Source organism: Melioribacteraceae bacterium, assembly GCA_019638015.1.
GTDB lineage: Bacteria > Bacteroidota > Ignavibacteria > Ignavibacteriales > Melioribacteraceae > JAHBUP01.
In genome coordinates this window covers 2,111,851-2,126,576 of record JAHBUP010000001.1, presented here as the reverse complement: position 1 = coordinate 2,126,576, position 14,726 = coordinate 2,111,851, and the positions used below count along the sequence as shown (strand labels likewise).

Annotated in this window: 11 protein-coding genes; 2 read left to right on the top strand and 9 right to left on the bottom strand. The window is 34.2% G+C overall.

Annotated features, from left to right (window positions below; all coding sequences use genetic code 11):
• Nucleotides 1-15: 15 nt before the first annotated feature.
• The 5 genes from KF816_09115 to nuoE are packed head-to-tail and all read right to left on the bottom strand — an operon-like array spanning nt 16 to nt 6,662.
• Nucleotides 16-423 carry a response regulator gene (locus tag KF816_09115; protein ID MBX3008172.1) on the bottom strand — a complete coding sequence of 136 codons (408 nt, stop codon included), beginning with the start codon at nt 421-423 and terminating at the stop codon, nt 16-18.
• Nucleotides 424-434: 11 nt separating this feature from the next.
• Nucleotides 435-2,432, bottom strand: coding sequence for a 4Fe-4S binding protein (locus KF816_09110; GenBank protein ID MBX3008171.1), 1,998 nt, complete (start codon nt 2,430-2,432; stop codon nt 435-437).
• Between the two features lie 11 nt (nt 2,433-2,443).
• Complete coding sequence (locus KF816_09105; GenBank protein MBX3008170.1) at nt 2,444-4,174, bottom strand: [FeFe] hydrogenase, group A; 1,731 nt, start codon at nt 4,172-4,174, stop codon at nt 2,444-2,446.
• A gap of 14 nt (nt 4,175-4,188) precedes the next feature.
• Entirely contained in the window at nt 4,189-6,174 is a 1,986-nt protein-coding gene (locus tag KF816_09100; GenBank protein ID MBX3008169.1) for a 4Fe-4S binding protein, read from the bottom strand.
• The gene (gene nuoE, locus KF816_09095; GenBank protein MBX3008168.1) at nt 6,171-6,662 is read right to left on the bottom strand and encodes an NADH-quinone oxidoreductase subunit NuoE; all 492 of its coding nucleotides are present in this window, start codon (nt 6,660-6,662) and stop codon (nt 6,171-6,173) included. Before nuoE ends, KF816_09100 begins: the two co-directional genes overlap by 4 nt.
• A gap of 278 nt (nt 6,663-6,940) precedes the next feature.
• Here nuoE and KF816_09090 point away from each other — a divergent pair, with 278 nt between their 5' ends.
• Entirely contained in the window at nt 6,941-7,972 is a 1,032-nt protein-coding gene (locus tag KF816_09090; GenBank protein ID MBX3008167.1) for a cation transporter, read from the top strand.
• Between the two features lie 15 nt (nt 7,973-7,987).
• On the opposite strand, the gene KF816_09085 is transcribed toward KF816_09090, so the two are convergent.
• The 4 genes from KF816_09085 to KF816_09070 form a co-directional block, all read right to left on the bottom strand.
• Nucleotides 7,988-8,647 (bottom strand): hypothetical protein, encoded by a 660-nt coding sequence (locus tag KF816_09085; GenBank protein ID MBX3008166.1) that lies wholly within the window; start codon nt 8,645-8,647, stop codon nt 7,988-7,990.
• Between the two features lie 313 nt (nt 8,648-8,960).
• A complete protein-coding gene (locus tag KF816_09080; protein MBX3008165.1) occupies nt 8,961-9,209 on the bottom strand; it encodes a hypothetical protein in 249 nt (82 codons plus the stop codon).
• Nucleotides 9,210-9,259: 50 nt separating this feature from the next.
• Entirely contained in the window at nt 9,260-9,754 is a 495-nt protein-coding gene (gene purE, locus KF816_09075; GenBank protein ID MBX3008164.1) for a 5-(carboxyamino)imidazole ribonucleotide mutase, read from the bottom strand.
• A gap of 132 nt (nt 9,755-9,886) precedes the next feature.
• Entirely contained in the window at nt 9,887-10,534 is a 648-nt protein-coding gene (locus KF816_09070; protein ID MBX3008163.1) for a DUF2807 domain-containing protein, read from the bottom strand.
• Nucleotides 10,535-10,731: 197 nt separating this feature from the next.
• On the opposite strand from KF816_09070, the gene KF816_09065 reads away from it, so the two are divergent.
• The gene (locus KF816_09065) at nt 10,732-14,655 is read left to right on the top strand and encodes an AAA family ATPase (protein ID MBX3008162.1); all 3,924 of its coding nucleotides are present in this window, start codon (nt 10,732-10,734) and stop codon (nt 14,653-14,655) included.
• Nucleotides 14,656-14,726 lie beyond the last annotated feature (71 nt).

The following is a 14,726-nucleotide window of genomic DNA, read 5'->3' as shown; positions in this document are numbered from 1 at the left end:
TGACTTTTCTTTGATTTAAAGTGCCGGTTCGAAGTTCTCAAACTTTGCTAATAGTTCATTAATTACGATTGGTTTATTTAATACATCATCGCACTTTATCCATTCCTTCTCTTCATCTGTAGATGAACTGAACTTAAATCCCGTTTCATAGGTGGCTGATGTTAAAATAAATACTGGTATTTTTTTACCATGTTCTGTTTTTTTGATTCTATAACTCAATACAAATCCGGCATCCATTTCCTCCATAATTAGGTCAACCACAGCAGCATCCGGTTTTTCCTTTTGGAAAAGTTTCCATCCATCGGCCCCACTTTCTGCCGTAATTACTGTGAACCCTCTTGCTTCCAAGAGTAATTTGTTTTGTTCCAAAAGATCAATGTCGTCATCGACAAGTAATATCTTTTTGATTTGAGAGTGATCCATCTTATCCTCGATTAATTCATTAAAACTTGTTGACTGCTCACCGTTGAATGTGGCAGATGTATAGTAAAGGTTGTTCCTTTATTAATTTCGCTTTTAACATTAATTTCACCGCGATGCATTTTTACAATTCCGTATGCTATCGCCAAACCCAATCCAGTACCTTTGCCAATCTTTTTTGTTGTAAAAAAGGGAGTGAAGATTTGACCAATATTTTCGTTACTAATACCGCAACCGGTATCGGATAGTTTTATGATTAAAGTGTTCTGAACTTTATTTATTGTAATATTCACTTCTTTGATAGAACTTTGTTCTAATGCCTCTGAGGCATTTATTATTAAATTAAGAAATACCTGTTTTAGTTGATCCGAATCTCCTTCGATAAAACAATGCTCTGCGGATCCATCTAGTGTGTATTTAACATTTGAGAAGATTGGATTAATCATCATACTTTTTATGATTATCTCAATAATTTCATATACATTGATTGTTGATAATCTCAATTTACCCTGACGGGCAAAATTTAATAGATTTGATACTATGTTTTTACATCTATTTGCTTCTTCAACTATAAGCTTCAAATCATCAACATTTTGCTTCTCATTCAATGTATCTTTGAATTGTCGTTTCAGCATTGAGGCGTAAAGAATTATTGATCCAAGCGGATTATTAATTTCGTGAGCGACACCGGCGGCAAGTTGCCCAATTGAAGCTAGTTTTTCAGCATTGTGTAATTGCTCTTGGGTATCTTTTAATTCTCTATACGCATACTCCAGTTTTTCGATTAAAAAAGGCAAACACATATCATCTTCTGCCAAATCTTTTGCAATTGCAATTGCATATTCTCTGCATGAAGGATATCCGCAAGATCCACAATTTAATTCATCCGATTTAGTAAACTTTTCAGTTCGGGCTAGTATTCTTTTTATTTCCTCTTCCGACGGCATTGGTCTTCGTTGGCTCTTCTCCATAAATGTACGTGATAAATTCAAATTACGACTATTATACATTTCCCCTTTCCATGCATGTTTGTCATAACTATTAATGTTATCGTGTATATAATCTATAACTTTTTCTCGCCTAGAATAGTAGTTTAGTTCTGAATCTATTGCCGGACCATTAATACAACCTTCGCAAAATAAGATATCCACAAATTTCGATTTTAGTTTTCCGCTTGAAATCTCACCAATAATTTCAAGAACACGGTTTTTACCTTCAACAATAATTACTTCTCTTTCCAATATATCGCTGCTCAAACTTGCTGTGCGTGTTAATCCTCCAGCAAGCGGATATGATTTTCCAAGATAACCATGAGGGTGATCAAATTGTGATTCTTGCAGCAATTCTAATTCAATATTGTTCTGCCAAAAGATTTCTTTTAATTCTTTGAAAGTTAATACAGCATCCACCGCGTCACTAACTTCAGTATCTGTATATTCATCTTTTTTTGCAACACACGGTCCAATAAATACAACTTTTTTATTACTTCCATACTTATGTTTCATATACCTACCAATAGCCACCATAGGTGATACTACTGGTGCAAGATTTGGTACTAATTCTACATAGTATTTCTGAATCAAATTTACCACTGCCGGACAAGGAGTACTTATAATATTTCTTTCTTCTTCTTTATCATAAATATCGGTGTAGTATTTACTAACAAGATCGGCTCCAAAAGCTGTCTCTGCAACAATATTAAAACCCAGTTGCCTTAATGCTGTAGGTATTTTTGAATAATGTTCAGGAAAAGAAGCAGGAAAGGCCGGGGCAATAACTGCGATTGCGTTTCCAGATGGAATTAGTTCATTTAATACTAAGTCGATATCATTTTTAACTCTTTTAGCATCTAAAGAACAAACTTTTACACAATAGCCACAACTTATGCATCGTTCCTCCATTACAAATGCTTGACCATCAATTACTTTGATGGCTTTAGCCGGGCATTCTCTAACGCATGAGTAACATCTCTTGCACTTTTGCCCTATTGTTGTAACGACGCCAGTGGACATAAAAATATCAATTATTTATTAGACAACATTTTTTTTCTATCGATATAAGTAGTGTGAAGAAGTTCATGAGCCATGTGGCCATTAGGTTCTCCCAAGAATTCTTTATATAATTTTTTTAACGATTCATTTTCATGAGATCGTCTGTTGCTCATTTTAGAATCAATTTCATAGAGTGCTTGAACACGTTTTTTAACCTTCTCTTGTTTTTGGTGAATGGGCTGGCCACCGCCATTTATACATCCGCCCGGGCACGCCATAACTTCTATGAAATGATATTTGGATTCTCCCTTTTCAATTTCATCTAGTATTGGTTTGATATTTCCTATTCCATTAACAACAGCAACTTTAACATCGAGACCATTTATAGGAATAACCGCTTCTTTAATTCCAGAATTTCCTCTAACTTCATTCAGATTAACATTATCGAGTTCTTTTCCTGATATCAAAAAATAAGCTGATCTTAATGCCGCTTCCATTACCCCACCGCTAGTTCCGAATATTGCGGCAGCTCCGGTAGATTCACCAAGCGGGTTATCAAACTCATTCTCGGGCAAATCATTAAAATCGATCCCAGCCATTTTAAATAAACGTACTAATTCTCTGGTTGTTAGGACTGCATCAACATCAGGCATATGTTCTTCAAAAAGTTCGGGACGTGTAGATTCAAATTTCTTAACTGTACAGGGCATCACAGAAACAACATAAATATCTTTTGGGTCGATACCCATTTTTTTAGCGTAATATGTTTTTAATATAGCTCCCTCCATTTCGTGGGGAGATTTACAGCTTGATACGTGTCCTAATAATTGAGGTCTATTTTGCTCTATATATTTAACCCAGCCTGGGCAACAACTTGTGAACATTGGCAGGGTCTTATTATTTGTTATTCTATTAATTAGTTCAGTACCTTCTTCCATAATAGTTAAATCAGCTGCAAAATTGGTATCAAATACTTTTTTGAATCCTAATCTTTTTAATCCTGTAATTATTTGTCCTGTTACATTTGAACCGAGAGGTAAATTATATTCTTCACCCAACGAAGCACGAACAGCCGGGGCAATTTGCGCAATTACATATTTTTTATGGCTATTAATCACATTCATGACTTCTTTAGCACTGCTCTTTTCGCGAAGTGCGGCAGTAGGACATACTAGAATACATTGACCGCAAAGAATACAATCGCTGACGTTTAATCCTTTATTAAAAGGAGTTGTAACATTACTCTCAAATCCACGGTTTGTAAAATCAATTGCTCCTATTTTTTGAATCTCACCGCAGGTTCTAACACATCTTCCACAAATAATGCATTTTGCAGGATCCCTCTCCATTGATGCGCTGGAAATGTCAATAGCATGATCTTTTTTTACCCCAACATATCTGTGCTCTCTAACACTATAAGATTCAGACAAATCCTGCAATTCACAATTTTTATTTCTTACGCATATTAAGCAGTCTTGCGGATGGTTTTCTATTAAAAGTTCAACAATAGTCTTCCTCGCAATTCGCACACGAGGTGTGTTAGTTTGAACGTTCATTCCCTGCATTACAGGATAAGCGCAACTAGGAGTTAAACTTCTCATTCCATCAACTTCAACGACACATATTCTGCATGCACCTGTAGGATACAAGTCTTTCATGTGGCATAAAGTAGGGATATGAATCCCAACAGATTTTGCCGCTTCAAGTATCGTCATACCTTCTTCTGCTTCTACCTTTATTCCATTTATGTTTAGTTCAATCATTTCTTTCTCCAGTATTAATTAACTACAATAGCTTCTAAGCGGCATGTTTCAAAACACATTCCGCATTTAATGCATTGAGCTTGAATAATTTGATGAGGTTGTTTCTTTTCACCAATAATTGCTTCACTTGGGCATTTCTTCAAGCATAAACCGCAGCCGCTGCATTTATCGGTATCTATATCAAATGTGAGTAGTTCTTTACAAACTTTTGCTTCGCAGGTTCTTTCGAATAAATGAGATTCATACTCGTCTCTAAAATATCTCAAACCTGAAAGAATAGGATTTGGAGCACTTTGCCCTAATCCGCAGAGAGAAGTATCACGAATAACATCAGATAATCTTTGTAAATGAACTATTCCCTTAAAACGCTGCAACTGATCTGTTTTGTCTTTACTGCTTTCATAACGAACCGGGATCCTCTCAATAATTTCTAAAAGTCTCATAGTTCCTTCACGACAAGGAACGCATTTGCCGCACGATTCACTTTTTATAAATGTTAAGAAATACTTAGCCACATCCACCATACAAGTATCTTCATCCATTACCACAAAACCGCCTGAACCCATCATCGCGCCAACGCTTTTCAAAGATTCGTAATCAACTTGTGTATCCATTACAGATTCAGGTAAACATCCACCCGAAGGACCACCAATCTGAACAGCTTTAAATTTTTTACCATCAGGGATTCCGCCGCCGATGTCAAAAACAATTTCTCTAAGAGTACTACCCATTGGGACTTCGACCAAGCCACTATATTGAATTTTGCCGCTTAGGGCAAATACTTTTGTACCTTTGCTTGATTTTGTACCAATAGATGAGAACCATGAAGCTCCCTTGGCTATTGCCGAAGGAACGTTTGCGAACGTTTCAACATTATTTATAACTGTTGGTTTTCCCCATAGACCGGCATCAGATGGATATGGAGGTCTCGGTCTTGGCATTCCTCTTTTACCTTCAATCGAAGCAATCAAAGCGGTTTCTTCACCACATACGAATGCGCCAGCTCCTTTTTTAATTTTTAGATCAAAGGAAAATCCACTATTTAAAATATTAGTTCCAAGTATGCCATATTCACGGCACTTTTCAATTGATCTATTTAATCTTTCAATTGCTAATGGATATTCAGCGCGGCAATAAATGTAGCCAAATGAAGCGCCGATGGCATAAGCTGCCACAATCATACCTTCCACAACTCGATAAGGATCGCTTTCTAAAACAGAACGATCCATAAAGGCGCCCGGATCCCCTTCATCCGCATTACAGATTAAATATTTTTTATCGGCTTCTTTTTTGTAGGCCATTTCCCATTTTAAACCGGTTAAGAATCCTCCACCCCCTCGGCCACGAAGTCCACTCGTTTTAATCTCATTAATTACTTGTTCATGAGACATTAATCTCAAAGTTTTATCGAGAGCTTTAAAACCACCAGCAGCAATGTATTCATCAATAGAATTTGGGTTTATAACTCCGCAATTTTCCAAAACAACTTTCTGTTGTTTTTTGAAAAATGGAACATCCTTCAATTTTGGGATTCCATCATTTTCTTTTCCAAAACTTCCGAGTAATTTTTTTGCGAAGAAATTTTCATTAATTATGGTTGTTTCAATCATTTGAGGGACATCTTTTGGGGTAACCTCACAATACGATAATCTATCCTTTCCAGGCATTTTAATATCAACAATGGGTTCTTTTGCGCAATAGCCAATACATCCAGTTGGAACAATCAATGCTTCAATCTTCAATTTAGCCAATTCACTTTCAATAGCCGTTTTAACTTTATCTGCGCCAGACGCTAAACCACAAGTACCCATTCCAATAAATATTACAGGTATTTGGTTGTTTATATATTTTAATGTTGAATTCAATTCTTGAAATTTACTTTTACAAGTTGCATCTTGATGACACAATGGTCCATCAATACAACAAGCAATAAATTGCTCACATGGTTTTTCATCGGTGTGCCAGCATTGGGCACAACATTTTTCTATAAAACTATTCATTCTGCACTCACCGTTTGTTCTTGTTTTGATTTAGCAAGTTCTTCTTTCTTATACTTGTTTAGAATTTTAGGAATTTCTTTTGTGGTCAATCGACCATAGTATTCCTCATTAATATTAATCACAGGGGCAATACTACATGCGCCAATACATGCAACTATTTCTAATGTAAACATTTTATCTCGCGTAGTTTGACCGGCTGTTATACCAAGTTCATTTTCAAGAGCGACTAAAATATTAGCCGAATTTTTGACATGGCACGCTGTTCCTCTGCACACTCGAATTATATTTTTACCGAGAGGAGTTAATCGGAACTGATTATAAAATGTTGCAACACCGTAAACGGAACTTAGAGGAATAGAGATATGATCCGAAATATCTTTAAGTGCTTCTTCCGGTAAATAGCCATAAACCTCTTGTACCTCCTGAAGAAGTGCTATTAAACTACTTCTGTCCTTTGGAGGATATTTTTGGAAAATATGATTGTGCATCTTTTTCTCTCATTTTGTCAGTATTTGACTATATTAACTGCATATAGTATGCCAATGTCTAATTTAGGTTTTAAGTTAAAAATGAGCTTTTTTTAGGTTTATTCAAGGATTGCTCAATATGATTCTTAGCTGTGAGAATTTATTCCATATTTAATAATCAGCAATAGAAATTTTTTAAAGATTTTTGATGTTTGTTCTGAATTTTCAAAAAAAATAGAATTTATCGATGCATCTGCTCACTTAATTGTATAGTTTTAAAATTAATTTCCAGAGCGATTATGACCGATTTCAAACAGAACAACCTTATAAAATTTAAAGCTGCCAAACTTTCACTTATTGTTGGACTTGGAATGTTCACGGCAAAAATCGCTGCATATTTTATAACTGGGTCAAGTGCAATTTTTTCTGATGCGGCTGAAAGTGTTGTTCATGTTGCGGCAACTCTTATGGCTTTATACAGTATTTATCTTTCTTCCAAACCGGCGGATGAATCTCATTTATATGGTCATGGAAATGTTGAATACTTCTCTGCCGGTGTTGAAGGATTCCTCATTATTCTTGCCGCGATTACAATTATATATTATGCTGTTGAAGATTTGGTGAAAGGTGTTTCTACCAAGAGTCTTGATATAGGAGTTATCATTATCGCTATAGCCGGAGTATTAAATTTGTTCCTTGGTTTTTACTTAGTTAATAAAGGTAAACAAACTAATTCCTTAACTTTGGTAGCCGATGGGAAACATGTGCTTACTGACTCCTACACAAGTATAGGAGTAGTAATTGGTCTTCTTCTGGTTTTATTTACAGGTATTTTGGAAATTGATCCCATAATCGCAATCGCAGTTGCACTCAATATTTTATTTACAGGATTTAAATTGATGCGTGAATCAATCGGCGGTTTAATGCATGAGACAGATAAAGAAACTTTGAACACGCTTGTAAAATTATTAAACAATATTAGGAAGAATTACTGGATTGATATTCACCACCTGCGGTTTATGAAGAGCGGCGACAGACTGTTCGTAGATTTTCACATTATTCTCCCCTTCTATTTTTCGATTAAAGAATCACATCTTGAAGAACAATTTATTGAAGATAAACTCAATGAGCTTTTTCTAAACAGCTCAGTTAGAATCCATAATGATTATTGTAAAGATCATCTTTGTAAATTTTGCAAATATGAAGAGTGCAATTCTCGAAAAGAAAATTTTCAGATAAATATTGATTGGAATATTGAGAAACTGATCAGCGATCCACTAAATGAGTATTCCAATGTTGAGGAATACAAGACAAATAAAGGTAAGGCGTAAACTATCATTGAATAGTTATAAATAATATGAAACACCAACCAAATAATTGTAATAAATAGCCCTCGAATTGTAAAATTTGTAGTAGTCTGAGTTAAAATAACTGTTAACTTTAAATAAGAAATGTAAGTTTATATTTTTCGACATGGGGTGGAGCAGTTCAATCCCTAACCCTATTCCAAATAAATTCTCATTAATTTTTTCTCTTGAGTCAGGATCAATACTATAATCGAGGATTCTATCGGTTTCGGGATTAATGATTTTTTGATTCTTATAGTTATTATATGAAAGATGAGAATAACCTATCTCCGCTGTAAAAAAGGAAACTAATTCCTTTAATTCCCTCAGAACAATTTTACCCCCAAAATTGACCGGTATTAATTTATGCCCGTCTGCAGCGTAGGTTTCGAAGAATTTTTTAGATTGAACTATGGAATAGTCTTCTTGAAAAGTAACTTTATATTTATCCCATGAAGAATATCCGACTGAGATATACCAATAAAAATCATCATTAATTGGATGGCTGTATTGCAAAACGGCTGTAGGACCTTCAGATGAACTTCCCGGCGCGATTATCCCGCCATTAATCTGGATAGAGGAAGGATATTGTGCATAAAGAGTTAAAATATTTAAAAACATTAGCGTGGAAAATATTGCTGCAGCATTTGATAGTTTCATTGTCCCCTCAATTTTTTTCACCAAAATATTACAGCGACTTTCAAAGATCAACAATCCAAAAATATTTCTCTATGATGTTGGGGCTGGTTTTGATCAAATCGCCACATTAATTTAATAAAATAATCTTGTCCCTGTAATTCGCTAAATTTTTAATTTTTTCAATAAATTCAGGCAATTCCATTTTTCTTTGACGGTAAGTCATCTTATCAAAATAAATTTTCTTTTCAATTCCATCGGTAAACAAAATATCTAAACTATATTTTGATACAGTAACTTTATAAATTATATCCCAGCCGTATTTTTTAGGTGTAACTCAATAAATGGATTTGTAAAGTACCGCTTCTTCCTTAATGATTAGATAATTATCGCCAAGATTTAATTTTTTAGAAAATATAGATACAAGAATTAATGCAATCACTAAAAATAAAAGTATGAGAAAAAGTGAATAATAATTTTTCAAATGAATAATTGATTGAAGTAGATAACCAATCCCCAGAACAAGACTTATTACCCTCAAGTTCGATTTACTATTATCTGACAGCAATAAAACAGCTTCCGTCATAATCCCCACCGATTTTAAATTTCTTTACAAAAGAGAACAGAAAATTATAATTAATAACTTTGTATTAAATTCTTATTTTTCTTCATTACTTCTGCTTTCATTTTTTTCTTATGATTGCTCATTTTTGCAGCAAGTGTTTTATCTCCAACCGATAAAATCTGTATCGCTAAAATTGCCGCATTCTTAGCTCCGTCAATAGCTACAGTTGCAACCGGAACACCACTCGGCATCTGAACAATAGATAGCAGTGAATCCAATCCATTTAATGAGCCGCTCGCAAGAGGAACACCAATAACCGGTAATTTGGTTAGTGATGCAACAACTCCAGGTAAATGAGCTGCTAATCCAGCTCCTGCTATAAATACTTTTGTACCTTTTTTTTCTGCCTTTAAAATATATTTTTTTAATTCTTCCGGCACTCTGTGCGCAGATAAAATCCTCATTTCATGACCGACATTAAACTCTTTCAAAGTTTCTGACGCTTTTTTCATTACATTAATGTCAGAATCACTACCCATTAAAATGGACACTTTATTTTCACTCATTATTGCTCCACTATTAATAATTGCTTAAAATAAGCACAAACATAAAATCTAAAATAATTATTACCAATTTTTAGTAAAAAAAAAGCGGAATTTCTAATTGAATTTCCGCTTTAAAAGGAAATTATTAAATCTCTATTTTCTTGAGATGGATCCGACACCGGAGACGTTAGTTTTTACATCCTGAGGGTTCCCATAATAATCTATAGAACCAACTCCCGAAACTGCTGCTTCCAGCGACGATTTAGCATATACATTCGCACTTGCTGCTCCACTAACGGCAATTCTTACTTCATCTGCTTTTAGATTTTTTGCATCTATATTCCCTGCACCGCTGATCTCTGCACGTAATCTTCTTGAAACTCCCTCAATTTCGATATTTCCAGCACCGCTCAGATCCACATAAAAAAGATCCGCATTTATGTTCTCGGCATATATATTATTTGCACCTCCGGCATGAATTCTTTCGAGGTTAGGGGTAGTTATCTCAATTAATATTTCTTTTCTAGGTGAGAGATTTTTCTTTGTATCAATCTTTAAAGTTGATCCGCTGACCTTTGTTGTTATATACTTCATTAAATTTTCTTCTCCGGAAATCTTTAATGAGCTGGATTCTCCAACATATATTTTAACTGAGAAAGCGCCCGATACATCAATTTCGTCGAATGATTTGACCGACCTGCTCTCTTCTTTTATTCTGCCATTACCCCGCACTCCCCAAACACCGCATGCTGTTACAACGATAGCTGATAATAATAGATAAATAAATATTTTTGGTTTCATGATATTTCCTCCAATTACTGAAAAATAAGACGCTCAATAGTTAAAATAGTTCGCTGTTTTAACGATTATTAAGTAATTATTCTGTTTCAAATCACTTTTTATATTATTAATTTGAAGCAAGTATAAAAGTTTATTATAAAGGCATTTTTAACTTTAGTATACTTATTAAAATTTGATTTAATTAAATAAATCTGGTTATGTATCAAGAAGACTTAAATCAATTACAAAAAGAAGTTTTTGAGCACCTATTCAATGGAAGATTTAGACTTGCACTTAGCCGTGCGGAGAAGATCTATTCCTTTCGGCCGGATGATTCGGAAGCAGTAATTAGTTATGCTTGGGCTCTTCTCGAAAATGGAAATCCGGCAAAAGCACTAGAATTTGCAAACATTGCAGTAGAACTTAAAGGTGATTCTGATAAAGCCCGATTTTACCGGGGATACATTCTTTACAGAATGAGTATTTACGAGGGCGCTATTGCCGATTTCCAACAATCAATAGTAAAACAGAGAGAGAGCTTAGCATGGTCATTCTATATCCAGGCACATGCATTTGCCGGACAATTAAAACTGGATGAGGCGCAAAAATCCCTTGATCTGGCTTTAATTATGAATGATCAAAAAAATAAGGATTGGCACAACCTTAAAAAGTGGTTAGAAAAAGCACATCAATATTTTATCGAACAGAAGGAACTCAGCTCCTCCGGAATTGATATTCTTTTTAATGAGGCTAAAGATTCTCTCAAAGAAAAAGAATACTGGTTTGCGCTGCTGAGTGCCAGAAATATCTTGAAAAATGTTAAAGATGATGAAGCTGAACTTTTAGAACTTGAGGCTATGGTTAACCTTTTCCAAATTAAACCAGCTCAAAAAAAAATTAAGGAGATGCAAAACAAGTTCAAAAAAAATGAAAAATTTAACCACCTTGTGAATTATGTAAATAATTTGTTAAAACTTGAGGAAAAAGAAAGAACTAAAGTTACTACCAGAAATACTTTTGCCACTAAATCATTTGACGATTTTAATCCTTTGAATAGTGAATTCCTCTACCGTAGCGATTCAATTTTTTATCCTAATAACTATGCTAATATTTATTCTATAAAATTGTATGAGCTGAACTCCCCCAACAGTACCGACAGGGTTTATCTCAAACAATTACCGATTAGTTACAAGAAATTTGGTATCGAAATAATTTTCAACAATCCTTTCTTTAAAGAAACAGATAAGCTATATGCTATGACATTTGTTCTTTACCATAATGATTTTGAGATATTTAAACTTCCATTTCAAATGAATACACAAAAAGAATGGGATTCGGTTATTTTTACTCAAACTATAGATACTCTAAAAACTAAGAAGTGGGATGAAGGACAAGCAAAACTTGAACTTTATATCAATAACTTTAAAGTTGGTGAAAGATATTTTGGAGTATCCCAAAATGTACTTTTCGAATATGAAGACAATCAATCTGAACCGTCTGCTAAAACATCAAAGAAAGAAGAGAAAATCAATAATTTTTCTCACCTAAAAAAATCGGGCGAAAAGAATAAATCTGATGAAAAAGAAGTAATTCCCAACCAGAGAAATGTTAAACCACTTGGTGAATTAATTGAAGAACTAAATAGATTTACTGGTCTTTCCGGTATTAAAGAGGCTATAAAAACATTTATTTCCTACCTTGAATTTATCCAGGAAAGAAAAAGATTAGGATTGAAATCGGAAGAGAATATTTCTATAAACGCTATATTTCTGGGAAACCCGGGAACTGGTAAAACAACGATAGCGAGATTATTGGGAGATATATTTTTCGCTATGGGCATTCTACCCAGCGGGCATGTTATTGAAGTTGACCGCTCCGGATTTGTTGGACAATATATTGGAGAAACCGCTCAAAAGGCTGAGAAAGTTATTGGTGATGCAATTGGTGGGGTACTTTTTATAGATGAAGCTTACACATTGGTTAAAAAAGGAGGTTCGCAAGATTTTGGGCAAGAAGCTATCGATGTACTTCTTAAAAGAATGGAGGATAGAAAGGGAGAATTTGTAGTTATTGTTGCCGGTTACACCGATGAAATGAATTCTTTCCTTAATTCTAATCCGGGATTGAGATCACGGTTTTCGCATACCTTTGTCTTTGATGATTACTCACCTGATGAACTATTGCAAATCTTCAAGGACTTACTTACCAAAGAAGATTACAAGATAACTCAGGACGCAGAAGAACTTCTAAAAAAAGAATTCTATTCCCTTTACCGTTCAAGAGATAAAAGTTTTGGGAATGCAAGGTTGGTAAGGAAAATATTTAATGATTGTAAAATCAATCTTAGTAAAATAATAAGTACTACCGGCGAGAGTTTAATAACAAAGGAAAATATTGCTACCATAACACTCCAAGTAATAGAAAAAACGCTTCAAAAAAATTCAAAAAAAGAAGTACAAATTCCCATAAACGAAGAGGCACTTTCCGAAGCCTTAATTGAACTTGATGGATTGGTTGGTTTAACTTCTCTTAAAAAAGAGGTTTATGATTTGATTAAACTTGCCCGTTTCTTGAAAGAAGAAAAACAAGATTTAAAGAAAGTCTTTAGCGAACACATTCTCTTTCTCGGAAATCCAGGGACAGGAAAAACAACGGTAGCAAGAATTTTTGGCAAGATTTATTCGGCACTAGGCATATTGCCAAAAGGTCACTTAATTGAAGCAGACCGCCAGTCACTGGTTGCCGGTTATGTTGGTCAGACGGCTGAAAAAACTACATCAATTATTGAAAAATCGATTGGTGGAATGTTATTCATAGATGAGGCTTATACACTCGTCAAATCAGGGGATTCAGGCAATGATTTTGGAAAAGAAGCAATTGATATTTTATTAAAACGAATGGAAGATGATAGGGGTAAATTTAATGTTATTGCTGCCGGTTACACAGATGAAATGAAAGCATTTGTTGCCAGTAATCCGGGGATGCAATCTCGGTTCAGTAAATCTTTCCATTTTGAAGATTACTCCCCTTCCGAATTAATGGAAATTGTAAACCGTACGCTAAGTAAAGAGAAAAAGAAACTGCACATATCCGCTGAGGAGCGTTTATTGCAGCATTTCGAAAAGATGTATAATAATAGAGATAAGAAATTTGGAAACGCCCGATTAGTTAGAAATATTATTGAATCTGTTAAACAAAAAATGTTATTACGGATTGCGGAGATTCCTCAAGATAAACGGAATGATGAAATTACTTCTATAATATTAGAAAACGATATTAATGAAGTACTTAATAGAGATGAAGAAGCTAAGAGTTTTACCATTAAAGGTGATCCGCTTAAACTTCAAAATCATATAGATGAATTAAATCAGTACGTTGGGCAATCAGAGGTTAAGAATGAAATATTCCGGTTAATTAATTATGCTAGATTTGTTCAATTGAAAAAAGAGCAAGGTATTAAATCTATTGATCGAAATTTTAACCTATTGTGTATTGGAAATCAGGCAACCGGTAAAAAATCAATAATAAGAATCTGTGGACAAATATTTAAGGAAATCGGGATTTTGTCCAAAGGTCATGTTGTTGAAGTTGATAGAACCGATTTAGTAGCCAGTTACCCAGGTCAAACAACAACGAATACAGAAAAAATTATTCAACAGGCTCATGGAGGTATATTATACTTAAAGGAAGCACATAATCTAGTACTTTCAAAAGATGACCTTGGACAGGAAGCAATTCAGGTAATATTGAATACTGCTTCAGACTTCTCTAAAAAAATGATTTTTGTTTTATCTGATACCGCACCTAATCTCAAAAACATTATTCTGAAATTTCCAAAAATCGAGAAAATGTTTCCCCACAAATTTATCTTTAAAGATTATACTGCATATGAATTACTAGCAATTGCATACAATATGGCATATAAAAACGGATATACCTTAGATGAAGGGGCACAACAGGAAATGCTTGATCTGTTTGTAAAAATTATTGAACTGAATAAATCGCAAAACGCATACACTGCAAAAAACTTATTGTTCTCATCAATAAGCTCTCAAGAAGAAAGGATTCTAAATATATTCGAAATGGAAGATGTAGATCTAACTACTATTACACTAGACGATGTTCAGAAAAATATTTTGTAAGACTTTCATCTAAAATTGCTAAAATGTTTACAGTATTACTATCGTTTAGATTTCTTTTTCGAAACTTTATT